This is a genomic window from Streptococcus sp. HMSC072D03 (assembly GCF_001812855.1).
In the GTDB taxonomy this organism is placed as follows: Bacteria; Bacillota; Bacilli; order Lactobacillales; family Streptococcaceae; genus Streptococcus; species Streptococcus salivarius_D.
This window is the reverse complement of the sequence record NZ_KV810701.1, coordinates 21,755-48,444: the sequence shown is the minus strand read 5'-3', so window position 1 is coordinate 48,444 and position 26,690 is coordinate 21,755. Positions and strand designations below refer to the sequence as shown.

General features: G+C 34.3%; 20 protein-coding genes. 5 read left to right on the top strand and 15 right to left on the bottom strand.

The annotated features are described in order from the left end of the window. The first annotated feature begins 3 nt into the window (after positions 1–3). The 4 genes from pstB (HMPREF2877_RS10130) to HMPREF2877_RS10115 all read left to right on the top strand — a co-directional run bounded on the left by pstB (HMPREF2877_RS10130) (position 4) and on the right by HMPREF2877_RS10115 (position 4,934). A complete protein-coding gene (gene pstB, locus HMPREF2877_RS10130) occupies positions 4–807 on the top strand; it encodes a phosphate ABC transporter ATP-binding protein PstB (protein ID WP_003092580.1) in 804 nt (267 codons plus the stop codon). Positions 808–819: 12 nt separating this feature from the next. Beyond that, positions 820–1,578, top strand: a complete 759-nt coding sequence (pstB, locus tag HMPREF2877_RS10125; protein WP_002884992.1) for a phosphate ABC transporter ATP-binding protein PstB — start codon at positions 820–822, stop codon at positions 1,576–1,578. Positions 1,579–1,606: 28 nt separating this feature from the next. Then, positions 1,607–2,260 (top strand): phosphate signaling complex protein PhoU, encoded by a 654-nt coding sequence (phoU, locus tag HMPREF2877_RS10120; RefSeq protein ID WP_004182526.1) that lies wholly within the window; start codon positions 1,607–1,609, stop codon positions 2,258–2,260. 133 nt (positions 2,261–2,393) lie between these two features. Then, on the top strand, positions 2,394–4,934 hold the full coding sequence (locus tag HMPREF2877_RS10115) for a M1 family metallopeptidase (RefSeq protein ID WP_070579879.1): 2,541 nt from the start codon (positions 2,394–2,396) through the stop codon (positions 4,932–4,934). Between the two features lie 163 nt (positions 4,935–5,097). On the opposite strand, the gene xerS is transcribed toward HMPREF2877_RS10115, so the two are convergent. From xerS to HMPREF2877_RS10045, 14 genes are all read right to left on the bottom strand, one after another. Continuing rightward, a complete protein-coding gene (gene xerS, locus HMPREF2877_RS10110; protein ID WP_070579876.1) occupies positions 5,098–6,168 on the bottom strand; it encodes a tyrosine recombinase XerS in 1,071 nt (356 codons plus the stop codon). Between the two features lie 331 nt (positions 6,169–6,499). Continuing rightward, positions 6,500–8,998: a zinc-ribbon domain-containing protein gene (locus tag HMPREF2877_RS10105; protein ID WP_070579873.1), complete on the bottom strand. Its 2,499-nt coding sequence runs from the start codon at positions 8,996–8,998 to the stop codon at positions 6,500–6,502. A gap of 9 nt (positions 8,999–9,007) precedes the next feature. Next, entirely contained in the window at positions 9,008–9,733 is a 726-nt protein-coding gene (locus tag HMPREF2877_RS10100) for an MreC domain-containing protein (RefSeq protein ID WP_048786554.1), read from the bottom strand. Next, positions 9,726–11,387, bottom strand: coding sequence for a hypothetical protein (locus HMPREF2877_RS10095; RefSeq protein ID WP_070579870.1), 1,662 nt, complete (start codon positions 11,385–11,387; stop codon positions 9,726–9,728). Before HMPREF2877_RS10095 ends, HMPREF2877_RS10100 begins: the two co-directional genes overlap by 8 nt. Continuing rightward, positions 11,384–13,237, bottom strand: a complete 1,854-nt coding sequence (locus tag HMPREF2877_RS10090; protein WP_070579867.1) for a hypothetical protein — start codon at positions 13,235–13,237, stop codon at positions 11,384–11,386. Before HMPREF2877_RS10090 ends, HMPREF2877_RS10095 begins: the two co-directional genes overlap by 4 nt. A gap of 12 nt (positions 13,238–13,249) precedes the next feature. Further along, positions 13,250–14,509 carry a site-specific integrase gene (locus HMPREF2877_RS10085; RefSeq protein ID WP_070579865.1) on the bottom strand — a complete coding sequence of 420 codons (1,260 nt, stop codon included), beginning with the start codon at positions 14,507–14,509 and terminating at the stop codon, positions 13,250–13,252. Positions 14,510–15,131: 622 nt separating this feature from the next. Continuing rightward, positions 15,132–15,473 (bottom strand): GntR family transcriptional regulator, encoded by a 342-nt coding sequence (locus HMPREF2877_RS10080; RefSeq protein ID WP_070579863.1) that lies wholly within the window; start codon positions 15,471–15,473, stop codon positions 15,132–15,134. Beyond that, entirely contained in the window at positions 15,470–15,691 is a 222-nt protein-coding gene (locus tag HMPREF2877_RS10075; protein WP_002890487.1) for a DUF1648 domain-containing protein, read from the bottom strand. Before HMPREF2877_RS10075 ends, HMPREF2877_RS10080 begins: the two co-directional genes overlap by 4 nt. An 18-nt stretch (positions 15,692–15,709) precedes the next feature. Beyond that, on the bottom strand, positions 15,710–17,269 hold the full coding sequence (locus HMPREF2877_RS10070; protein ID WP_070579860.1) for a putative ABC transporter permease subunit: 1,560 nt from the start codon (positions 17,267–17,269) through the stop codon (positions 15,710–15,712). Next, positions 17,262–17,972 carry an ABC transporter ATP-binding protein gene (locus HMPREF2877_RS10065; protein WP_049489338.1) on the bottom strand — a complete coding sequence of 237 codons (711 nt, stop codon included), beginning with the start codon at positions 17,970–17,972 and terminating at the stop codon, positions 17,262–17,264. The genes HMPREF2877_RS10070 and HMPREF2877_RS10065 overlap by 8 nt, the downstream gene beginning before the upstream one ends. Before the next feature lie 109 nt (positions 17,973–18,081). Continuing rightward, positions 18,082–18,699: a TetR/AcrR family transcriptional regulator gene (locus HMPREF2877_RS10060; protein WP_070579858.1), complete on the bottom strand. Its 618-nt coding sequence runs from the start codon at positions 18,697–18,699 to the stop codon at positions 18,082–18,084. 376 nt (positions 18,700–19,075) lie between these two features. Continuing rightward, the gene (locus HMPREF2877_RS10055) at positions 19,076–20,566 is read right to left on the bottom strand and encodes an LA2681 family HEPN domain-containing protein (RefSeq protein ID WP_070579855.1); all 1,491 of its coding nucleotides are present in this window, start codon (positions 20,564–20,566) and stop codon (positions 19,076–19,078) included. Then, positions 20,553–21,575 (bottom strand): hypothetical protein, encoded by a 1,023-nt coding sequence (locus HMPREF2877_RS10050; protein ID WP_070579852.1) that lies wholly within the window; start codon positions 21,573–21,575, stop codon positions 20,553–20,555. Before HMPREF2877_RS10050 ends, HMPREF2877_RS10055 begins: the two co-directional genes overlap by 14 nt. A 501-nt stretch (positions 21,576–22,076) precedes the next feature. Beyond that, complete coding sequence (locus HMPREF2877_RS10045; protein WP_070579850.1) at positions 22,077–23,066, bottom strand: lipoate--protein ligase; 990 nt, start codon at positions 23,064–23,066, stop codon at positions 22,077–22,079. A 108-nt stretch (positions 23,067–23,174) separates the two neighbouring features. Between HMPREF2877_RS10045 and HMPREF2877_RS10780 the strand changes: the two genes are divergently transcribed. Beyond that, entirely contained in the window at positions 23,175–24,314 is a 1,140-nt protein-coding gene (locus tag HMPREF2877_RS10780) for a hypothetical protein (protein WP_176745194.1), read from the top strand. A 113-nt stretch (positions 24,315–24,427) separates the two neighbouring features. Here HMPREF2877_RS10780 and glgP read toward each other — a convergent pair whose 3' ends face one another. Beyond that, a complete protein-coding gene (gene glgP, locus HMPREF2877_RS10030) occupies positions 24,428–26,689 on the bottom strand; it encodes a glycogen/starch/alpha-glucan family phosphorylase (RefSeq protein ID WP_070579846.1) in 2,262 nt (753 codons plus the stop codon). Position 26,690 lies beyond the last annotated feature (1 nt).

Below are 26,690 nucleotides of genomic sequence, written 5' to 3'. Positions count from 1 at the left end.
ATCATGACAAAATACAATTGGGACGAGCGTCATATTATCACCTTCCCAGAGAAGGAGCTCGCTCTTGAAACAAAGGACTTGCATGTCTATTATGGTCAAAAAGAAGCCATCAAAGGTATCGACATGCAATTCGAGAAAAATAAAATTACGGCTCTTATTGGGCCTTCAGGATGCGGGAAGTCAACCTTTCTTCGTAGCCTAAACCGTATGAATGATACGATTGATATTGCTAAGGTTACTGGACAAATCCTTTATCAAGGCGTCGATGTCAATGCAAGTAATATCAATGTTTATGAAATGCGTAAACATATTGGAATGGTTTTCCAACGTCCAAATCCATTTGCCAAGTCTATCTACAGAAACATTACCTTTGCTCACGAACGTAAGGGTGTCAGAGATAAGCAAACTTTGGACGAGATCGTTGAGACATCACTTAAGCAAGCAGGACTTTGGGATCAAGTTAAAGATGATCTCCATAAATCTGCCTTTACTCTATCTGGTGGTCAGCAGCAACGTCTTTGTATTGCAAGAGCTATTGCCGTGAAACCGCAGATTCTCCTCATGGATGAGCCTGCAGCTTCACTGGACCCTGTAGCTACTATGCAGCTAGAAGAGACCATGTTCGAACTTAAGGAAGATTACTCTATTATCATCGTGACGCACAATATGCAGCAGGCAGCGCGTGCTAGTGATTATACAGCATTCTTCTACCTTGGTGATCTTATCGAATATGATGAAACCAAGAAAATCTTCCAAGATGCCGCCCTACAGTCAACTAATGACTATGTATCAGGACGTTTTGGATAGAAAGGAGCACTTATGACTGAACCAATCATTTCAATCAATGATTTATCGGTGTATTTCAACAAGAAAAAAGCCCTCAATAACGTGACAATGGATTTCTATCCAAATGAAATCACAGCTCTTATCGGTCCTTCAGGATCGGGAAAATCAACCTTGCTCCGTTCTATCAACCGAATGGGAGATTTAAACCCCGAGTGGACACTTACTGGTGCTGTTTCTTACAACGGTCACAACGTCTACAGTCCTCGAACAGACACCGTTGAGCTCCGTAAAGAAATCGGAATGGTCTTCCAACAACCCAATCCTTTTCCAATGTCTATCTATGAAAACGTGGTTTATGGTCTTCGTATCAATGGTATCAAAGATAAGGCTGTCCTTGACAAAGCAGTAGAAGAGTCACTAAAAGGTGCTTCAATCTGGGAAGAGGTTAAAGACCGTCTCCATGACTCAGCCCTTGGACTTTCAGGAGGGCAACAACAACGTGTCTGTATTGCACGGGTACTTGCCACGTCTCCAAAGGTTATCCTTCTTGACGAACCTACGTCTGCCCTCGACCCTATCTCCGCTGGTAAGATTGAGGAAACCCTATATAACCTTAAAGATCAATATACCTTGCTATTAGTCACACGTTCTATGCAACAGGCAAGCCGTATTTCACAACGAACAGCCTTTTTCCTAGATGGAGAACTCATTGAGTATTCATCAACGAAAGACATGTTCCTAAATCCACAACATAAAGAAACAGAAGATTATATTACCGGTAAATTCGGTTAAGAAAGGACAGATTACTAAAACAATTATGATGTTACGAACACCCTTCGAAGAAGAATTAGAAAAACTCCACAACCAATTTTACGCTATGGGTACAGAGGTTGCAGCTCAGCTTAAGAAAGCTGTACGTGCCTTTATCAGCCATGATCGTGATTTGGCTAAGGAAGTCATTGAAAATGACGAAATCGTCAATAACTACGAAACCAAACTTGAGAAAAAATCGCTTGAAATTATCGCTCTACAACAACCTGTATCAAGTGATTTGCGAACAGTTATCACAGCACTCAAAGCATCTAGTGACGTTGAACGTATGGGTGACCATGCCGTAGCTATCGCTAAAGCAACTATTCGCATTAAAGGTGAAGAACGCCTAACTGAAATTGAAGCTGAAATCAAGAAAATGGGGAAAGCAGTTCGCCACATGGTCGAAGATGCTCTAGATGTTTACTTGAACAGTGACGAACGACGCGCTTATGAAATCGCAGCTTCAGATGAAATCATTGATAACTATTTCCGTGATATTCAAGCCATGACAGTAGAAGGTGTTCGCAAGAATCCTGATGCTGCCTTCGCTGCCAAAGAATATTTCCAAGTACTTATGTATTTGGAACGTATCGGTGACTATGCCCGCAATCTCTGCGAGTGGGTTGTCTACCTCAAGTCTGGTAAAATCATTGAACTGTAGGCAAAGCTTCCAATCTATGTTATAATGGGTCTGTATTGAATAATTCAGACCCTTTTCTTTTGCAAAAGCGTCTGATATCGAAACATTTGTCAGTCTGTTTCGATACGAAAAGTTAGATTAGGAGTATATACGTATGACAGCATCTGTTGCTCGTTTTATCGAAAGTTTCATCCCTGAAAACTACAATCTTTTCTTGGACATTAATCGTTCTGAAAAGACCTTTACAGGGAATGTTGCCATCACAGGTGAAGCCCTTGATAATCATATCTCCCTTCACCAAAAAGACCTTACCATTAGTTCCGTTCTCTTGGATAATGAATCATTAAACTTCCAAATGGATGATGCTAACGAAGCCTTCCATATTGAACTTCCAGAGACCGGTGTTTTGACGCTTGTCATTGAATTCTCTGGTCGTATTACAGATAATATGACAGGGATTTACCCATCATACTACACCTACAATGGTGAGAAGAAAGAAATTATTTCAACGCAGTTTGAATCTCATTTTGCGCGTGAAGCCTTCCCATCAGTTGATGAACCAGAAGCCAAAGCGACTTTTGATTTCTCATTGAAATTTGATGCCGAAGAAGGCGATATCGCCTTGTCTAACATGCCTGAAATCAATAGCCATTTGCGTGAAGAAACTGGGGTTTGGACTTTTGAGACAACCCCTCGTATGTCTACATACCTCCTTGCCTTTGGTTTTGGAGCTCTTCAAGGAAAGACAGCGAAAACACAAAACGGAACTGAAGTTGGTGTCTTCGCTACAGTTGCACAAGCTGAAAACAGCGTTGACTTTGCCCTTGATATTGCAGTTCGTGTCATTGATTTCTACGAAGACTACTTCCAAGTCAAGTATCCTATCCCATTGTCATACCATCTCGCACTTCCTGACTTCTCAGCAGGTGCCATGGAAAACTGGGGACTTGTTACCTATCGTGAAGTTTACCTTCTTGTAGATGAAAATAGCTCAGCTACAAGTCGTCAACAAGTAGCTCTTGTGGTTGCCCACGAATTGGCTCACCAATGGTTCGGTAACCTTGTAACGATGAAATGGTGGGATGATCTCTGGCTTAACGAGAGCTTTGCCAATATGATGGAGTATGTCTCAGTAGACGCCATTGAACCTAGCTGGAACATCTTTGAAGATTTCCAAACAACTGGTGTGCCTCATGCTCTCCAACGTGATGCTACAGATGGTGTTCAGTCTGTCCACATGGAAGTTAATCACCCAGATGAGATTAACACCCTCTTTGATAGTGCTATCGTTTACGCTAAAGGTAGCCGTCTCATGCATATGCTTCGCCGTTGGTTAGGTGATGAAGCCTTTGCCAAAGGACTTAAAGCATACTTCGAAAAACACCAGTACAACAACACTATTGGACGTGACCTTTGGAATGCACTCTCTGATGCTTCTGGAAAAGATGTCTCTAGTTTCATGGATACTTGGTTGGAGCAACCAGGTTACCCTGTTGTTAGTGCAGAAGTTGTTGATGACACTCTTATTCTTAGTCAAAAACAATTCTTCATTGGTGAACATGAAGATAAAGGGCGTCTTTGGGAAATTCCATTGAACACAAATTGGAACGGACTTCCAGACACACTCTCAGAAGAGCGTATTGAGATTCCAAATTATAGCCAGCTTGCTGCTGAAAATAATGGAGCTCTTCGCCTTAATACAGCAAATACGGCACATTACATCACAGACTACCAAGGACAACTCTTGGACCAACTCTTAGAGGAATTTGCTAACCTTGATACTGTAAGTAAACTTCAAATTTTGCAAGAACGTCGTCTTCTTGCTGAAAGTGGCCGTATCTCCTATGCAAGCCTAGTGGCTCTTCTTGATCTTGTCGAAAAAGAAGAAAGCTTCTTGATTGCGCAAGCTAAGTCTCAAATCCTCGCTGGTTTGAAACGCTTTATCGATGAGGATACAGAAGCAGAAGTGCACTACAAAGCTTTGGTACGTCGTCAATTCCAAAATGACTTTGAACGTCTTGGTTTCGATGCCAAAGATGGAGAGTCAGATGAAGATGAAATGGTTCGTCAAACGGCACTTAGCTACTTGATTCAAGCAGACTATCAACCAGCAGTCCTGGCAGCCGCAAGTGTTTTCCAAGCTCATAAAGAAAACATTGAAAGCATCCCCGCAAGTGTCCGTGGTCTTGTCCTCATTAACCAAATGAAACAAGAAAACAGTCTTACCCTTGTTGAGGACTATGTCAACGCATACGTCACAACAAATGATAGTAACTTCCGTCGTCAATTAACTCAAGCAGTTTCATACCTTAAAAATCAAGAAGGCCTCGACTACGTGCTAAGTCAGCTTAAAGACAAACATGTCGTTAAACCTCAAGACTTGTACCTTTGGTATATGAATTTCCTCAGCAAATCATTTGCTCAAGAAACCGTTTGGAACTGGGCAAAAGATAACTGGGATTGGATTAAGGCAGCTCTTGGTGGTGATATGAGCTTTGATAGCTTTGTCAATATCCCAGCATCAATCTTTAAAACGCAAGAACGTCTTGATCAATATATTGCTTTCTTCGAGCCACAAACAAGTGATAAAGCCTTGGAACGTAATATCTTAATGGGAATTAAGACAATTGCCGCACGAGTAAACTTGATTGAAAAAGAAAAAGCAGCCGTTGAATCTGCTCTTAAAGATTATTAATAAGAAAAACAAGCTTTCCATGAAGGAGAGTTTGTTTTTTTGTGTACAACAGTTTACATAAATATAGTTATGTATTCGAAGGAATAACAAAACAACTTTAGCATAATTAAATTTATGTAAACTAAAAACAACCACTCCAAATTGGAATGGTTAGGATAACTAATTATAAATTGTCTAGAGCATTTTTTTGTTCATCATTAACAATATGCGTATATAGATCGGTAACCTGAGTGGAAGCATGGCCAAGTTGGTGACTCACTAAAACTTGAGACTTGGTAGCATCATAAAGACGTGTTGCCAGAGTATGTCGAAGTTTATGAGGAGTCACACGTATCTTGAAATCCTGAGAATATTTGGCAACCATTTTTTCGATACTCGAAGCATCAATACGGTTGGGAACCCCTCGATATTCCGTTAAAAAGAGAGCAACATCTTGCTTTTCAGCCTTATAGCGTTTATCACGTATACTGAGATAAGTTTCAAGATAGGGTTTTGCAAAACTTGCTACATTAACTGAGTCACGTTTGCCACCTTTTCGAGTAACGTCGATGACCATCATTTTTAGATTGATATCTTTAAGATCCAAATTAACAGCCTCAGAAAGTCGAACACCTGAAGCCAGCAGCAAGGCAATGATAGCCAAATCACGTTCTTTATTCTTATAAAACGAAGATTTAGCGCGATTTGAGAGCTTGACTTCGTATTCATTTTCTACATAATCAAGGAATTCCATGGTCTCATCGCCTAGAAAGAGTTTCTGTTTGATATTCTCAGCACGTGCAGCTAGAGTTTCTTTTTTTTTCTTAGTAGAAACTTTTTTCATAACGTTACGATAGAAATACGGCTCACCGTCAGGATCCTCGACCTCCTCGGTTAAATACTTATAGAGACTAGATAGAGCTGAAAGTGTACGATTAATGGTCGTTTGAGAAACACCCTGTTTCTTGGAATAGGTATTCAAAGATGGACGTTCTCGTAGATAAAGGACAAATGACTCCATATCTTTTTTAGTTAGATTTTCCAAGGTTTTGATGTCAATTGAGGAAATATCATCAGCATCTGAAATACCTGACTCAATCAACCAGTCAAAAAAGCGTTTATATTCCTTAAGGTATTCGTATAAAGTCGTAAAAGAATACGGTACCGATAGTTTAGACTGATAATACTCAAGAACAAACCAGGGCATTAGAGATTTGTATTCCTCAATTTTTTCGAGTAAGAGTTCACGTTTCATTTGTTTTTTCTCCAAAGTTACTTAATAGAAGTATATCACACCCTTATCTTTCTTTCAAGAAAATTACAGTTTTTCGGAAAGATGTTATAAGATGTTTTTCACTTAGCGGCTTTATAGGTTTACTATTTTTAGAATAACCAAAAATTTTTTTAGAGCTAATTATTCTCAATTATGTACTTTATTTAAGTGAACACTGAAAATTTTAAAAGTTGTTCATCTACTGTAAAATGTACTTTATTTAAGTGAAAACTAAAAATTTTTCAAATGTACATTTTGATATTAAAAAAACACTTTAATATCAATTTATTGATTTAGAGTGTTTTTGGATTGTTTAATATATTTTAGCAAACTGAACGAAATGCTCTTGTTTTCTTCTTAAACCTTTACAGATTTTACAGGTTATTAAGTTACGTTTTTCATATTTGATTTTTTCATTGATTTTAAACTTATACCGATGATTTGGATCATCTTTACAAATCCACCATACAATTTTATTACTTTTCTCATCAATTTCTGTTGGCTTTGCTAAAAGAATATTATTCAGATAATCCCATTCGTTTAATAAATACTCATGTGTTGTTGCAAGATCGTTTAAACCTTTTAATACTTTATTGTTTCGACAATATGGACAACAAGATTTATTCATTAGAATTTTTTTCTTAACTGATTGCCGATATTCTTTGCTACATTCAGCACATTTCCACCATGCTCTATAATTTGAATTACACATTATAGAACTAGAGTCCCTGTCCCTGTCATTTAAAGTTGACCATTCCTTAATCAACCACGGGTGTGTGGTCGCAAGGTCGTTAAAGCCTTTTAATACTTTTGTTTTTCGACAGTAAGGACAAGATGTTTTACTAATTAACTTAGAACTAACAACCTGCTGGTATGTATTTGAACATACAGAACATTTCCACCATGCTTTATAGCTTGATTTGTTGGTTAAACAACTTAATTGTCGGTCATTCAAATTTGACCACTCTTTTATTAAGTGAGGATGAGTTGTCGCAAGGTCATTGATTCCCTTTATTAATATTCTATTGGAACAATAAGGGCAACATTTATCGTCTTCAGCTCTATTAGAAATTTTTGCCTTAAAGTTTCTGTGACATTTTCTACATATCCATTCAATTATATCGTTTGAATTAGAGAAAACATTATAAATGTCCCCATTAATATTTTCCAGCCATTCTGATTTTAAAAATGGTTTTTTGTAACCCAATGATTCTTCAGGTTTAGGTATCTTTTTATTACAGTAAGGGCAAATTTTCTTGAGTTCTCTATTGTTAATATTCGAAAATTTATCTAGAACAATACTTAGTTTTTCATTAAATTCTAAATTACAACAGTCGCACAACCAAATATATTTTTTATTTTTAGCTTCCGATAGAGTTATTTCATCAATTTTTTGGGTATTCTTGCTGCTCCAATAACTAGTTAGTTCAGGATGAATATCAGATATTGTATTATATCCCTTTAATGGTTGTTCATCATTACAATATGGACAGCTATCTATTACTTCTCTTCTTATTGGAATTGAACAAAGGTATTCGCCTTGACAAATAGAACAGTTCCACCAATATTTTTTTGTATCAATATGACTTAGAGCTAAGTGAACAGGGATATTATTTTTTTTACTCCATTCTTTCCGTAACCTTGGCGAATTATGGAAAATATCATTGTTAAAAACCAATTTATTCCAATCACAGTTCTTAGGACACGTTTCAAAATTACTATTCTCTAAGTTAGTTCTAGAAATCATTTCGACAGGGCTGCATTGAAACTGAATATTACAACAAGGACATTTCCAATTTAAAACATCAAATGATTTATGCCAGTATTCAGAAATAGATTTATCATTACTTTTATCCCAAAATTTCTCTAAATATGGATGAGTTTCTTGTAAAGTATTATACCCTTTTAACATTTGTTTATCACTACAATATGGACAACCTTCTTGGTGTCTTTTTACAACTGAGCATTCATATTCCCCATTGCATTTCATACATTTCCAAGTTGCTACTATATTAGACAAACAGTCAATCATATTTTTTTTAATATGATTTTTAACCAATTGGTCAAGAAGATGTTTATCTGTATAGCTGAGAGGCTTTACATTCACTTTTATAGCTGTGTCAAAAGTTGCTTCGCATTTCGTACAATAAAATCCATTCCTCTTAATTCTTGAGATCAACTTATCTATTGATAAATCAAAAAAATGCTTGCATTTATCACATTTCCATTTTCTGGGAATTGTAACATTATCACTGAGAGTTAATTTTTCAAATTCCAACTCGTTATAACCGCCTGAAAGATATATTTTTCCGAGGTTAGGGTATGCTTTATAAAAAGGTACACAATGTTTATATTCGTTACAGCCTGCATGAACAACTTTTTTGTTTAATTTTTTTGTTAATAATCTAGAAGTATTGGCTACATCTTTCCAACCAACATGACAAGTGGGACATTTAAAATGAAATAATCTCTTTGAAGTAAAGGTTAAATTTTCAATTTCGTTTTGAATCGATTCTATATTCTCATAATGAAAGTTTATGTACTCAAGAAAGTTGGGAAACCTATCAGATATTGCGTTTTCTCCTTTTACAAGCACTTCTCCAAGGTCGCATACAGGACAGATTTTTGTATGATTTAGGACTTGCTTGTAAGATTTTGCTACACTTGCTTTCCATTCGTACGAACAGTTAGGACATTTCCAGCTAACGTGTTTTTTACTAGTAATAGCGAGTTTTTCTATTTCTAATTTAATATTGCTATCAAAGTTCCAATATTTCAATAAAGCTGGAAAATCAGTGATGAAGTCTGACATTTTTTCCTCCTAATACTTAGTCTTATTATCCAGTAAGTTTTTAATTTCCAAAATCTTACTTTTGCTTGTTTTCTTCTCTTTATGAGTATGCTTTTCAAAAGATATTTTTGTGTCTGAAGTAATAACATTCTCACTAAGATACTTCTTAGTTACTAGTTGCTGATCAGATTTTAACAAGCCCTCTTCTTTTAACAATTCATTCGCAATATCAGGATACAAACTAGTTTTAAGAAGATTCCTTAACTTTTTGTTTTCCTCTAATAATTCTTTGTTTAACGCTGTCTGCTCCTTTATTTCAGCATTCTTTTCATTAAGTTGTGCTACCTCGTTTTTCAACTCTGAAACTCTTGTTTTGAGCTTACTGGTTTCTTCCTTATATTCTACTGCTGCTTCAGCAACTCTTTTATAATAATTGTTAAGTTCCATCAATGCTGATTTGATTGCTTTAGGGGTTCTATTGGTCATTAAGAAACGTTCTACATCTAGAGTTTTATACGTTATAACTGTTTGATAAGTGTCGTCTTCAAATAGTTCCAATCTATCATTAAGGGCTTGTCTAAATTCTTTGTTTCTTCTAATCGTTGTGTCTGCAACCTGCGGAAATCCGTTGCTTCTAAGGTAATTTCCAAACTGTGGAATTTTGAATAGTCTAGGATTATTCGAACAATGTTCCAGTAAATAATGTTCAAATAATAATAGCAATTCTTGATTATCAATATACTTCTTTCTAGCCATTTGAGAACTCCTGTAAGGATAAATGTTTTTCAGTTAGATATTCTTGATAAGAACGACTAACTGTTTTAAGTTTTAATAATGCCTCACCAATATCTTCTATATTCCCCTTTCCTTGTCGAACTCTTTTTATAGCTTCATCTACAATTAAAGCTTCCTCGTCGATTGATTTCTTAAAGGAATTATCCATAGAGAAATAATCTTTTCCAGCTTTTCTGTAAAATGGACAACTAGTACAAGCACCAAGCTCTGCATGTGAGCTAATGACTTTAAGACAGTCTGAATAATCACCTTCCGCAAATCGAGGTGAATAACATCTGCCCTTATTATCAAGAGGAACATAGTTTTTATTAATGGTGTATTTATGTTGAGTTTTACTTATAGCGTAAGACGTCTGAGAGTTTGTTAATTTACGATAAAGCTGATAGCTCCTACATTCAATAAACTGACTCAGATTTGAAAAATAATGTGAAGATGTTGTGACACTATCATGTCCAGCTAAGAGCATTGCTGTTACTGGACTAGCTCCTTCTGCTATCAGATTGATCATTGCAATGTGTCTCGTATCTCCAATATGAATGAAATTAATTTCATGATCTTCTAATTGATTTGGGGAATTGATATGATGGACAAAATACCCATACTGTTGAGATACAATCTCATTAAAGAAATATTTTAAAATTGTATTTAAGTTACTGTACGTCAAGAAACGGTTTTTAGTACCAGCAATACGTTTCCATTTTCGATAATGAGAGTCTGTCACAAATAGGGTATCTAACTGTGTAGATGATAAGTCTTTGGTTAGCTCTAAATAATTTAAAATCTCACTCGCAAGCTTAAATGGTACTTCGTAAGTTGTTAAATAATAATCCTCTGAAATTTTATGGGATACTCCCTTGTCTTTTCCTTTTAAGTTATTTCGTCTGAGAGTTAAGTAATAATTTCCGTTTTTTTCTGTGAGACAATTTCTCTGAGTGAGCAAAAACTCCCTTGGTCTAAGCGGTACTACTGCTGTTATTTGCCACCATAAGTAAAGAGGGTAGTAAAACAATCTTTCTTCATCTGATAATGGTTTAACCCAATAGTCGTTTAAAATATCATTAAATAAAAAATAGGATTGAAATTGGGCTAACTTTCGCTTTTTTTTAGTGTTAAGTTGATAACTAACATTTAAAAGTTCATCTAGTTGCTCAATCAGTTGTGTTAATTCGTTACTCTCTAAACATGGTAGTGTAGAAAGAAAATCTATACATACTGAGGGGTTGGAAATCTTCATATTTGCTAACGAGAAGACTTCGTTCACTTTTATTTCTTTGACTAATTTCTTTATATCTCTTAAAAAGGCTTGGAGTGTGATTAAAACATGATGTTCCATAGATAGCACTATAAAACTCTTTAAGTAGATGACAAAATCATCAAAAGATAATTGAAATACTTGTTCATAAAACCTTTTATATTGAAATTTATTCAAGTTAAAAATGAAGCTTACGTTAGAATATTCATTAGTTGTTGCCCATCTATTTTCTTCAAAATTGGTGGTTAGGATAATCCCTTTTTCAACATAGTCTTGAAAACATTCTTTTGCGCTCTCAATCATATTGTCATCAAACAGGACAATTTCATTTACTTTACGAAATAATTTTAATTGATTATTCAACTGACTAACTCCTTGATAATATCCTCATAATCAGATAATACAGCTTCGCCATACTGTTCTGATAATGCTTCTAACATTTCTGTAAGGCATGGTTTAATCTGCTGCTCAAGAATGGCTCGAACCTTTCCTCGTTCAAGTTCATTCTTTAATTTTTGATATTGTTTATTGAGACGATTAAACTCACCAATTAACAAAAGTAAGGTAGATTTTGTTTGTAATTCATACTGGCAACCGACACAATGTTGACGGTCATCATAGGGGCATAGTTTACCTAACGCAGATAAGAGACACATACTTTCTCCCTGCTTAGAGAAAGCCTCTCCGTTGCCAATTCGATGACAGATTGTCAGTAATTGTTCAGGTTCAACATTGTTTTCAACTAGAGTTTTTAAAGCTTGTTGAGAGCGCAAATCAGCCCTAACGCTCAATTCCAACGTTTTTTCAATTTCAACTGGCGTTAAATCTAAACTTTTTATCATTTTTGTTTGTTGACTTGGACTTAATTCTTTATACTTTCCTCTAGTTACAATGGTCAAGAGCATAGACGGAATCATGGATAATACGCCTCGTTCAAATAGCTCTTTTGCAACCATTTCAGGTTTTAGTTGTCCGAGTTGGGCATCTTTTAGATACGTTGTTGTAGTTTGTGCAAATTCATTAAAATCCCCTTTATGGCTACGAGCTAATGCTGCTAAAAAATAACCTTTAATATTCAGTTCTGACTTTTCTTCAAGAACATCATCTGCTAACATTGCGACAGATTGTAAGTAGGACTTGTTTGCAGAACGACTACTAAAGTTACGCTCTAAAAATAAATTTCCGATTTCCTCCCCCATATAACTAGTAATCTTTTCATAAGTTTTAATTTGTCTGATCAATGGATTTTCTGCATTGTATGGTATTTGAAGTTGGAAATGTGCTTCACAGATAGCCAATAACGTTCCAATAAGAACCTGACAACTTTCTGGGACGTGAAACTTTAGCTGAGTAACGTTAGAAGCGTTTTTGGTTTTATTAGGTGTTAAGTTTAAATAAGTCAATCTTGTTGTAATACTTAGTAAAGTCCTTCTAGCTTCACTACTACTCCAAGTTCCATCTACTACTGCTTCTAAAACTTCTAATGGTTCTCTTGTTAATTTAGGATGTCCTAATCTTTCTAAGTCTGTTGATCTTAGTGCGCAAATAAAATGTAACCCTAGATACAACCATGTATCTGCATAGTTTTTTGAATTTGCTGCTTTAGACAACATATCATTTTTTATGATGTAGTCCTCGTTGAATAGGTAATACATTAATTCAAGGTATTCATCTAATTCATACGCTCCATTTGCACTCTCAATCGTGTAACGCTTCGTCATTTCAAAACTTACTCGATAACGAGTAATGCCTTTATTGAGTAGCCATTTGATAAATTGAATGAGGATATTGCCTTGTAATTTCGTGAGAGCTTCTGTTGCTACTTCTACTAACGTCTCTACCTCAGCATCACTATATAGAAACAAATCTTTTGTTAAGTAGTATGCTAAAAAATCAAGCAGATAAAAACGATTTGTTTCACTCAGCTTTTCTTCTTCAGCAAATTGTACGAATAATTCACTTGTAGAAGGAAATTTTTTTGAAAAGATTCCTTCCATACTCTTAATTCCAGGAGGTGTTGTTAGATAGTCTTTGATGTGATTTTTAAGAACTTCAGCATCTTTTTCCGTAATAGTATAATCATCAAGATTTATAGACACACCAAACCATTCATTGTCTAGTAAGAATCCACTGACTTTCTCACGGTGTTTTATTGTAGCAGCACCTAACTCGACTAATATTCTTTCAAGATAACTTTTTAAATCTACTACCAACAGCTACTCCTTCTAGTGTTCACCAAATAATTTTTCTGCTTGCCAGTTCATATAATCAAAAACACCATTGTTCACCTGACCATACTGTTTTGCAATTTCTCCTTTATTTTGTAAATATACCCAAGCACTTTCTGGTGAATTGTCCCCTCTAGCGGACATCAGCTCACTAACTTCATTAACGCCTGACAACACTAATTGAGTGGTGTACCAGTGCCTAAAGATATGGGGTGAAATATTATTTTCTTGCAAGAGTTGACCAAAAAAGACAACCTCTGGGTCATCAGATTTAAGAAATATTGGTATCATTTCTTCGCGAATAATCTTACGAAATCGTTGATAGTACACATCGTATGATAATGCTTTGCCCTGCTTGTTAAGGTTTAATGGACCAAAATCTTTCTCATACTTTTTACCCTCTAGATAACTCATATAGTCATTATAAGTGTCTAAAAAGACCTCCAAGAAGATATAAGGCACAGCTTGAAGTCTTTCCTTTTTAATTCGTCCAGTTGGCTTTAAATCACTTCTAAGGGGCATTTCTTTTCGCAGATCAATCTCAATCTTAAATACTTGATTATCACTTTGGTGAAATAAGATACCTGCTCCCAAAGGACTATCTTCACGTCTTACATTACATGCTTCTGATGGTCTCAAACCAACAAATGCTCCCAAAGCAACAACCATAAGTAAATCCTTGTGATATTGAGCAATGTGAGCAAAGAGCATTTCAAAGGCGCTGTTTGGCATATCTCTAAAAATTGACTTCTGTGCGTTGCTATCATCAACAAATATCTCAAAATTCAGTTCTTTCCGTTTAATGACTCTACCTCGTCTATTAGTGAATGTATTGATAGAATAAAGGTCTTCTGGCTTCAAATTAGCCTTTCCTTTTCGTTCATTCAAGTATAGAGTTAAAAAATCAAGAACTGCATTTACACATTTTTCGACTGTACTTTTCTTTCTATTTTTTCTATCTTCTGGCAGTTGTGCAACACCATAAAGTATAAAAAACTCCTTGACCATTTCAAAAGTTAGTTGATCAAGATTATTCAACCCAACTGTTCCAAATATATAGTTCAAAAACTTAACAACGTATGAAAAACGTTTGTTTCCATCGTCTGAGATAGACTTAATTTTTGCGGTAGATTTTACATATCTATGAAAATCAGTGAATTGTAATGTGCCATCATCATGTTTGAGTGCAATCAATTGCTTTGTAACGATATTATTATCACCTAGAATCAGCGAATGTTTATATACAACAAATCTCATGCTACCTCCTTGTTTATTATGACTGAAGGTTCTGACTGTGTTTTATGATGTCAATACACAAAAAAACGATCAAGTCAGTACCATTTTCCTTTGTGCTCTAACTGCATAAAGGGAATATCGATGAGTACTTTCATTGATCGTTATTATTATTTAAATTAATTCAATAATAAAAGTAACTTCATCTAAGTAATAAGAGCAATTAATTAGCTCAGCAACAACGATAACCACAGCAAATCCTTCTAAACAATGAAAGGAATATCCGCCGTGGCTATCTATTTACTTTTGTTATTTTACTTCTGTAAGTTACTTTTGTTATTTTTACTTTTTCTGTATTATATCATATTTTGATTAAATTGTCATCTGAGAAAGTGATTTTAAAAAAACTGGAAATTTTTTCAATTGTATATTTTGACAATAAAAAACACTTTTATGTCAATTTAATGATTTTAGAGCGTTTTTAGCTTATTTGATTTTAAAGTTGTCGTCTATTCCTCAGAATTACTTGAAGAAGTAAAAGTAACTAATAATGTCAAGTTATTTATTGGAAAATGAAAAAAGCCTTAAAATCAAGGCTTTTCTATACTTTCACAAATAATCCTAATAAATTTCCATTCAATTTCTTCTAAGCATCTTTTCTAAAAATTAAATTGACAATCTCATCTTCTGAAAAGCCTAGCTCACCAAGTTTTTCAAACAAAATTTTAACTAGCTTGTTAGATTCTTGATATCTTATCTCTTTTATTTCTTGCTCGCTTGCTATGACAAAATATCCTAATGTTCCACAGCTAGTAACCAAATTCTGTTCTTCAAGAACTTTCATTGCTTTTTGGACAGTTGCCGGATTACACTTCTCGTTTTCTGCTAATTTCCTTATTGAAGGAATTTGTTGTTCAGGTGCATAATCACCTCTTAAAACCTTCGTTCTTAATTTTGATGCAATTTGTAAATATAGATGGTGTTTCATTTAATCTTTTTATTATCACTTTCCCTAACAAACTTCCAATATGCGGAATAGGGGATTACTGTAGCTAGTAGAAGATAGTATTTATTTGCAAACATATCTGCTACTCCTTTTGCATTGAAATGAATAGGAACTTTCTCAGGGAGAAACCCACAAATAATGACTATGATGACCATCATTCCCAACAAAACCAAAATATCTTTTAACAGTCTATTTTTCATCTTATTTTCCTCCTTTAACTAGATAAAATTTAACTTGGTCATTTTTATATAAACTCTAAACGAAATAGCCAGTAAAATTACTGATACTGCTTGCAAAACAAATATAATCGGAAGATTAAAAAACCAATTAAGCAAAATAGGCGTAATAAGCGTAATCATACTAATAATTCCAGTTACAATAACAGGAAGACTTTGTTTGACAACTATCATCTCACTGTCCCAATCATAGTTAGGATATTTTTTATTTAATGAAATTCCGATTACCATTATAAAAAGGGAGTAACATATAGGAACAATAACTAGATTCATAACTTGAATAGGATTCATATCAAGTTTCAGCATAAATACAGATACAGAAATCATATATCCAATCAAATGAAGTGTAAGGTTGACAGCAATCTTAGCATTTAAAATCGTTTTCACTTCAACTGGAGAACTTTTCAAAATCCAAATATTTTTACCTTCTAAAGATATAGATGAAGCTGCTGGACAACTGAGTGAAAGCATAGATGCAATAAAGACGGGAGCTAAGTTTGAAAGATACTCATTTATATTTTCAATTCCTGCTGAATTTCCTATTTGACCTACAGAATTAAACAGGAAACATATACTAAAGACACATAAAAGAATCACTCCAAGCCCAGCATTCAAGACTGCCATATAAGAACTTAAAAATCGTCCAAGCTCTTTTTGATACAAGGAAAAAAATACCGATTTTCTTTCATAAGATACTTTGTCATTAGCATAACTTGATTTTGTATTGGCAAGTGTATTAAGTAGTCCATACTTCAACGAAGCAATTTTGACAAATAGATAAAAGACGACTATTGAAAGAACTATATAAAATCCCATCCCATAGTACATTGGAAAATTGTAGTATGACATAAATAGTCTAGAAATTGGATACAGTCCAGTAATTTGCTTAGCCAGAGTAACCCCAATACTACTTTCATCACCTGATTGCAAAGCTGATAATGCAAAATATCCAATTATACCTAGCATTGCAAATGAAAAAATAAGAGAGATAACATTTTTTCTTTTAAAAAAAGATGAAGCGACAACAATAACGAGTCCCATGCATGTCGCTATACACATGGGGATCAAAGGGGCAAAAATTATAGAAGTAAAATACAATATAATCTGTAGGAGGTTTAAACTTCCGTTCAAGCCCCATATAATTCCACCCGGAAGCATAAACATCAAGCCTATTAAAAAATTCAATAAGTACATAAACATGAACTTGCTGGTGATAATATACGAACTTTTAACAGGTAAGGATTGGAGAATTTCCATATCTCGACTGCCAAATAAAATGCCATTCGAATAAAATACTGTCAAAAATAATATTGAAAAACTTGATACAGAGACCATATATGCTGGAATCAAGTTCTGCTGTCCGACGTGGACCAATGTTTTCGCTGTTATTATATTGTAAACAAAGCAAAATAAGGAAAGAGTTATTATGCCAAAACTCGCAATAGCCATTGAACTTTGTTTTTTATTTCGTGAATCTCTAATCTCGTTAATAGGAAAGAAATTAATCAATTGGGCTTTAAGCAGTATCCAAATGTTACTCATTGTCCTGCACCTCCATGAAAAATGCCTCCAATGATTCATCACCTTTGACGTCTCCTGTATTGCCACTTGCAATTAACTTTCCATTTTTGATAATGGCAATCTTGTTACATAATTTTTCCGCAACATCCAATACATGGGTTGAAAAGAAAATAGCACCTCCATCTGAAACACACTCATGCATAATTTTCTTTAGTAGGAAAGTTGCTTTGGGATCTAGCCCAACAAAAGGTTCATCTAAAATCAACAGTTTGGGAGAATGTACAAGTGCAGAAATAATGGCTGTTCGTTGCTTCATTCCATGTGAATATGAAGAAATAATCCCCGAAAGATGCTCAGTCATATCAAATAAATCACCGTATTTTTGTATTCTCTCCTTGCGTAGTTTTGTAGGAATTTCAAACAAGTCAGCAATAAAATTAATATATTGAAGTCCTGTCATATGTTCATACAAATCTGGATTATCTGGGATATACGCCATCATTTTTTTACAAATAACAGGTTCTTCTTTAATAGAATGACCGTTAATAATTATACTTCCGTCTTCAAAATCATGGATACCGACAACTGCCTTTATCGTTGTCGTTTTGCCTGCACCATTTGCTCCAATAAAACCATAAATATCTCCAGGCTGTACTGAAATAGATAGGTTATCCACAACCTTCTTATCCCCATAACTTTTACTAAAATTCTTTATCTCTAACATATTTTCACCTCTATTGACAATTTGTCAGTCATATTTTGAAATAATACCGATAGCTTGTTTTGATTTAGCTATCGGTACATAGTTCTCTTTACAAACATTCTATCTTTTTTTAATTGCTAAAGAGTCCTTTTGTATTTAGATTTTGTTCCAGCATTATCTTAAATGCATTCAAGTAATCTTTGACAGTTTCTTTCTTTGAAGTTTTTATACCTATGTTATTTGAAACAAAAACATAGGCTGTCATCAGAAATTCTGCTGTTTCTGATGGATATTTTACAGAAAATACTTTTTCTGAGATGCCTTGATTTATTATCCTCTCAAAATATATAGTCAGTTTTTCAATGAGCTTATGAGACAACTTATCTAACATATAACGATTTTCTTCAAGATCAACCGTCTTTTGTAACTCAGTTCCTTCTGCTGAAACGTTATCTGTAGTGATTATTGTGGCATCTATAAAGGCTCTTATTTTTTCAATAGCAGTTTTGTCATCATCATTGACAATCACGTGAATATCTCTCAATAATTTCTCTGAATAACGTTCTACAAGACAATACAGAATATCTTCTTTGTTCTTAAAGTGATAGTATAACAAACCTCGTGATATATTTACCTTATCGACTATATCCTGAGTTGTTGTGTTCGCATATCCTTTCTCCATAAAGAGGAGCATAGCAGCATCCATAATCTCAGCCCGTCGAATTTCCGGATCTTTTACATCTCGCATTTTATTCCTCCTGTTTATAAATTATACTACTCTACTGACAAACTGTCAATTATAAAATTACCTTTTTGAGGATACCAAAAAAAACCTTGACACCAAGGCTTTTTCGTCAACATTTTTTCTAAGTTCGTACAAGCAGTGATGCTGCCTCAACGTGGGTTTTAGAGGACTAAATGGAGTCTGAATTGCCTGATAGAGATGTAGTATTGATTAAGCAATCAACAAATAATGTACAAAACAAAAATAAAGTACATTGCTTAATGAGTGTACTTTATCCTTCTAATTCAGTTTTATCAATGGTTTAGCTCTAGTTAAGTCGATTAGTTAAATGAATTTAGACTATTGCTTTTTATAACGACTATAAATTGTATGCTCAATGCTATAATTTATCTTCCGAATCTACTTCTTCATAATTTATCGGAATTAAAGCAACTTCACTGCTTAGAGTAGATTGTTTTTCATTTTCACTTATTTGAATGGCATTTTTGAGTGAAAAAATAACTTCTCTTACAAGATTTAATAAATCTAATGCAAACTCTTGAAGTTCAGATTCAGTTAGATACAGTCTGGTTTCATTATTATCTTCATTATCTTCACTTCCATTAAAAATATTCAATGTTATATTCGTAAATCTATGCTCTAAATAATTTCTAATAATTTTCAATCGCTTTGAGTTTGGATTAGCTGTTAAAGAATTATCACCATTATCAAAATCTTTCTCTATCCAAAATATAGATGACAGACCAATATTCTTATCCAACATTTTATTTAAATCACTATTTGATCTCCAAATTGAATGGAAATTTACTTTTCGAGTTTCAATTTTTAAAGAATAATATTCATTTATAAACATAGCTACTTTATCTAATAATGAATATAGTGTTTTAAAAGATGCTTTTAATCCTTCAACTCGGATAGAGTATTGTACGTAGTCTAGACAATCAATAAGATCAACATTCTCGTCAGCATAATGAACCGAATCACTCTCAATGCTATTAAAACAGAGATAACGGGCATAAACATATTCTTGCTTAATTTGATTAAACATAGAAATATATTTGTTTAAATCTTTATCCGATTGAAATAATAAACTTGGTAGTAAAAGATTATCATCATATCTATTTATATCGTCAGCTTGTAAGTCATTAAGTGGATTAAGATACAGCCCGTTGTTCCAACACCATTCACGATACTTTTGTGAATTAGGATTATAATCGATTGTTTTACAAGAACATTCATCTATATCTTTATAATCAAGATATTGTTCGTAAAGTTCAATAAATCGCTTTTCTGCATAATCAACTCTGTTTGGATCTGAAACAGTTATGCTTGTTTCTATTAAATTTTTAATTTTTTTAATAAAGTGGAGGTGTTCGTTATCATTCAAAAAATTACGATAATGATCTAGACAAATAGCTAAGTTACCACTAGCCATTGTGAATCTTGGATTGATTTGTATACATTTACAATACATCTTAATAGCTAACTGCTTTCTACCACAAGCATCTAATAAATTTGCGTAATTAGTGTAAAGTGAACATAATAATGGGAAAACAAACCTACTGTTCTCAGAATTTATATCAACTTTATTTGAAATTTCTATAGCTTTTCTAAAGTAATAAATTTGTTGAACTGTAAAATCGGTATCTATGTTGAAAACTAAGTTATCACTTAGTTCAAATATATCAGCGTATGCTGTCCCAATAGAATAAAATAATTGAATTTTGGAAATATCATCAATAGTGTTTTCCATATTTTTTCCAAATTCTATTAGTCTATGGATTTCCTTTATATTTTTATGTTTAAAAGCATTATCGAAATCCATTGACAATTTAAGTACACTATGATTAATTGGATTATTTGTTAACATCTTCACCCCAAACTAAATATTTCGATTTTAAATTTGATTTTCCTTTATTTTCCTGTTCTTCAACTAACATATCAGATAAAAACTCTTTTATCATGTCCCAATTAAAATTCTCTTTAAATCCTCTACTACCATCAGAAGGAACATTTAATGAAAATGTTGCAAATACGGTTTCACAAGTTCTTCTTGGAAATTTTGCTAAGTAAGAATCAAAAAATGAATTTGAATACCTATAATGATGGCTATGAATAAAGTCTTTCCATGTATTTAGCATAGTCTCTTCGTCTATAATATCTATTACGGAAACTTCTTCAAGTGGTCGGTCTTCAATATTTCTCCATGCTTTTTTCATTAAATTAACAGCATCTACATCGCTCTTAGGAGCACTGTATCCAAAAATAGTTAACATATATGAATGATCGACAAAGTAATCTAATGCTTTCCAACACCAATTTATGTATCCATCGGAAGAATAGTCTTTGTTTTTTACGGGATACAATAATTTTGTTGGATTTAAATTTTTATAACATGTTGGGCAATAGTAATCTACTGTTCCAAACTCAGTATGTTCTTCACAAAAACCGACAGCTACATTCCCATGTAAACAAAGAATTTGTGGCAGGTTCAGAGTAATTTTTGAACAGCGAACATAAGCTTGTATAAGTAAAGGGTCCCAATTAAACGTAGCTATGCAATCTTTATTAGTTAAACTTAATATTAAAAGATCATAAATTGTTGGTTCATCAGGTAACTCCAACGAAGCAAAATAATCATAGAGTCTTTCTTCTAGCTTCCTAACTATTTCAGAGCACTCTTCTCTCTCAAATAATTCTGAATAGATATCTTCCAAATTTTCGCTCTTTGTCTGTAATTCAACACCGGCAAGAATTTCTTCTAAATTAAGTTTTTTTAGCAATCCATTCATAACTGAAGAGCTTTTCCCATTTTTATCACCATCTGGAATTGCTGCAATAGTAGCACCAGCGCCTAGAATAACTGTATGCGATCTCATCTCATTTCTCCTGAAAGTCTTTTGACACTATTATACCACTGTATCTACTTTATCTATGCTTCAAATACTATTATTATAGCCATAAATATTTTAAATAAAATGCACAATTGAACCGTCACTCCTTCTACTGTTACTTGAGTAAAAAATGTACAAATCAATTTCTTAGATTTGATTATATGATGCACTATAAAACATACAAAATACCACTCCAGAATAATGTACAAAACAAAAATAAAGTACACTCCTTAAAGAATGTACTTTATGCTTCTAATTCAGTTGTATCAATTGTTTAGCTCATGTTAAGTCAATTGTACACAACCTTTTAGTTTTAGGTTTACTATTCAGATATACACAACACCACACTAAATCAATCATAAACCAATTTTTGAAAATATCTTTATTGTTCTTTGACTTTGAAAAATCTTTATAACGTATTTTTTACTTATAGAATTTTTCCCAAGAAAAAACAACCTGGAGTTTTCCAGATTGTTCAAACAATGATTAAGCTACGATAGCTTTTGCAACCTCCTCGGTTGTCATACGTGAGAAATAATGTGTTGTGTCAATGGTTTTAAGTTTAGCCAAGACATCTTCGTACTCGTAAGGTACACCGACCAGCAACTCTTCAATATCAGATACATCCCCGATACCAAAGAAATCTCCGTAAATCTTAACGGATTTAATAATTGAATTCTCAACATTGGCGTAAGTTGAGATCTTACCAGCTGGGTAACGAACGTTACGCTCTACTGTGTATTCTGGTGATTGACCGTATGTCCAGTCCCAAGTATTGAATTGCTTCTCATAAGACTCTTGGATTTTAGCTAATTCATCCTCAGAAAGGACGTATTCAGTCATATCAGGGTAAAATTCCTTCATTTTTTCCAAGATATTATCTGAGAATTCATTTACAGTGATTTTTTCTGGCAATTCGTCTACGATGTTTGTCACACGAGCACGTACAGATTTAACACCTTTTGATTCAATTTTGTCTTTGCTGACTTTGAGGGCTTGGCCAAGAACGGACATATCAACGTCAAAGAGCAAGCAACCATGGTGCATCATACGCCCTTTATAGTATGCTTGAGCATTTCCACAGAACTTTTTACCATCGATTTCAAGGTCATTACGGCCAGTAAACTCAGCCTTAACTCCCAAATCAGCAAGTGTTGCGATTACAGGTTGAGAGAAAGTCTTAAAGTCAAATGCCCCTTCATCTGCCTTATTAGAGATGATAGTATAGTTGAGGTTATTCAAATCGTGATAAACAGCGCCACCACCAGACAAACGACGAACGACCTTAATACCATGAGCATCTGTATATTCTTTGTTAATCTCTTGAATGGTATTTTGGTGTTTACCAACAATGATAGCTGGACGGTTAATCCAAAGAATGAACAGTTCATCTTCATTCACCAATTCACGAAAGGCATAGGCTTCCAAGGCAATATTATAGGCAGGATCATTTGATGTGTTTACAATATATTTCATGAGGTCTCCTCTTGTAATGTGATACTTATATTATAAAGTAAAACGGTGACAAAGTACACGAAGACGCCTTAGGTATAAGGATTTTCATGATATAATAGTAAAAAATATATGGGGAGTTTTGGAATGATACAAAATCCTAGTAAATTAAGTCTCTTTTTCTCGAGACTAACCAATAGAATAAATAAAAAGGTCAAAATAGCATTTGCTCTGCTTCTTTTTGTTGCTCTTGTAATGTTTCTCTATAATGCCTACCAAAGAGCTTATAAGCCTTATCTCTACGATAAAAACAATTACTATTACAAGGCCTATAATTACAGCGTTAAGAAGATAATACCTCAAAGAAAAGTTGTCAAAGATATTGAGATTGAGGTCCTACACTTCGGAAAAGACGATTTCCCTGATAATCTGTCTACATATAAGGTCGGCCATTATATCGATAAAGGCATTGATCCCCGCAGACTTCTATTGCATATCACTTTTACTGATAAGACCAAAATCACTTTACCATTTGGACAGGTGACTTCTACTGAAAACTTTTTCGACCGTTATGAACGCTATTTTGACCGTAAAGTTTTTGAGGTTGGTCCGGGTTTTGATGAAGAATGGTTTTCGAATGCAGAGAATTACAGACAAATGATTCAGCGTTTCCCTGGATTACATGATAAAACAATGGATGCTGACTTCGAGTTATATCTAAGGGACTTCCTATTTATGATAGTTCCTGGTGATACCCTCTACCAAACTGGGGCTGTGAAAGATGGTGTCAGTGAATACCACTTTCAGTTGAAAAATCCTAAATCAGGAAAAATGCAGAGCTATATAATCTACGGAAATGAAGGAGACATCCCACTCTGGGATTGGCAGGCTCCCTTTGTTACCTTTGATAAGGATTTTGCTAACAAAGAAAGAATTCAGGAATTCTTCGATGACTACGATATTAGAGAGTATGGAAATTATTGGAATGGCATCTACCATATACAATTCCCTCACTTAAATTCATTTAGAGGTGACAGGTACAACTTTTATAAAATGGCTTTTTACTCAGATGAATTTACAAATTTTCCACTAAGCCTCGATTTAACAGGGAAGAGCGAGGATTTTAAGATTACCATTACAGATTCTTACCTACAAGAAAAATCCAGAACTGCAAAAGATGAAATCCATTATCTAAAATACTCAACATCTAAAACTTATGATTCATCAAATAAAGAAGAATATATGAATAATATATTGAATTATCACTCATAGGTAACATAACATTATTTATGTAAACACAGCTAATTTATCTATTGGCTGTGTTTTTTTCATGCAAAAAAACAAGACCATTTCTGATCTTGTTCTTCTTCTATGCAACTAGATTATTATTTTGTGTGCCAGATGTCTTTGTCATACTGTTCGATTGTACGGTCAGATGAGAAGAATCCTGCTTCAGCAATGTTGTAAACAACTTTTTTGTTCCATGCATCTTGATCTTCGTAAGCTGCATATACTTCTTCTTTCTTGTCGATGTATTCAGCCAAGTCGATCAGTGTCATGAACCAGTCTTTAGAGATAAGTTCTTTGTGGAGACGTTCCAAGCGTTCTTTATCTCCAACTTTAACGAGGTCTTCGCTTACGATAAAGTCAACAGCTGCTTTGATGTTAGCATCTTTTTCGTAGTAATCACGTGATACATAACCTTCTTTTTCATAAAGGTCAATGATTGTATCAGAGTCTTTACCAAATGTGAAGATGTTTTCTGGTCCTACCAATTCAGCAATCTCAACGTTGGCACCGTCCATTGTACCAAGTGTAAGGGCACCGTTAAGCATGAATTTCATGTTACCTGTACCTGAAGCTTCTTTAGAAGCCAATGAGATTTGTTCTGAGATATCTGTTGCTGGGATAAGGTGTTCAGCAACTGTTACGTTGTAGTTTTCAACCAAGTGAACGTTGAGGTATTTGCTTACTTCTGGATCATTGTTGATAAGCTCAGAAAGTGACAAAATCAAGTGGATGATATCTTGAGCAATAACGTAGGCAGGAGCTGCTTTACCACCAAAGATGATAGTGATTTTACGTTTTGGAAGGTTTCCTTTTTTGATTTCCAAGTATTTGTGGATGACATACAAAGCGTTCATTTGTTGACGTTTGTATTCGTGGAAACGTTTGATTTGAGTATCAATGATTGAGTTTTCATCAAGATCGATACCTTTGTTGGCTTTAAGATAACGTTTAAGTGACAACTTGTTATCATATTTGATTTGAGCCAAACGTTTGTGAACTGCTGGATCATCTGCAAAGGCAGCCAATTTTTCCAATTGAGTTGCGTCAGTAAGGTAACCATCACCAATCAATTCTTTGATGTAGTCAGCAAGTTCTTGGTTTGAGAATTCCAACCAACGACGGAATGTAATACCGTTTGTTTTGTTGTTGAAGCGTTCTGGGTAAAGGTCGTAGAATGGTTTCAACTCAGAAGATTTAAGGATTTCTGTGTGAAGTGCTGCTACACCGTTAACGCTTGTAGAGAAGTGGATATCCATGTGTGCCATGTGAACACGGTTGTCTTTGTCAATGATTTGAACACGTGGATCTTCGAATTTTTCACGAATGATAGCATCCAATTTCTTGATGATAACAACAAGGTGTGGAACAACTTCTTCAAGGTAGTCAAGAGGCCATTTTTCAAGGGCTTCAGCCAAGATAGTGTGGTTTGTGTAACCAACCATTTTGCTTACGATTGCTACTGCTTCATCAAATTCAAATCCATGTTTTTCTGTCAAAAGACGGATCAATTCTGGAATTACCATTGATGGGTGAGTATCATTGATTTGTACGTAAGCGTAATCTGGAAGATCGTGAAGGTTAGATCCACGTTCGATAGCTTCGTCAATCAAAAGTTGAGCAGCATTTGATACCATGAAGTATTGTTGGTAGATACGCAAGAGCTCACCTTTACGAGTTGAGTCATCTGGGTAAAGGAAGAGTGTCAAGTTCTTTTGGATTTCGTCTTGATCAAAAGTGATTCCTTTATCAATCAAATCGTAGTCCACACCATTGATGTCAAAGAGGTTAAGGTAGTTCTTAGTTTCTTTCTTATAACCCAAGATATCCAAACGATCCAAACGTGATTTCAATGTGAAGTTTTTGAATGGAACATCATAAGAGATATCAGTTGGTACCAACCATGATTGATCTTCAATCCAGTAGTTTGGTTCTGCATCTTGTTTGTTGTCTTTGAAGACTTGTTTGAAAAGACCACAGTGGTAGTTAAGACCAACACCTTCACCGTTGATGCCAAGTGTTGCCATAGAGTCGATGAAACATGAAGCCAAACGACCCAAACCACCGTTACCAAGAGATGGTTCTGGTTCAACGTCTTCAATTTCGCTGATTGATTTACCAGCAGCATCCAATTCAGCTTTAACATCCTTGTAGATGCCCAAGTTGATCAAGTTGTTAGACAAAAGTTTACCGATCAAGAATTCAGCTGAGATGTAGTAAACTTTACGTTTGCTATCGTTTTTTGGTTTTGGAGCAGCTGCTTCTTTTACGAATTCCAACAAAAGATAGTAGATTTCTTCGTTTGAAAGGTCCTTAAGATTTTTGTTTTTTGCTTCAACATATTGTGTAAATGTAGCCATT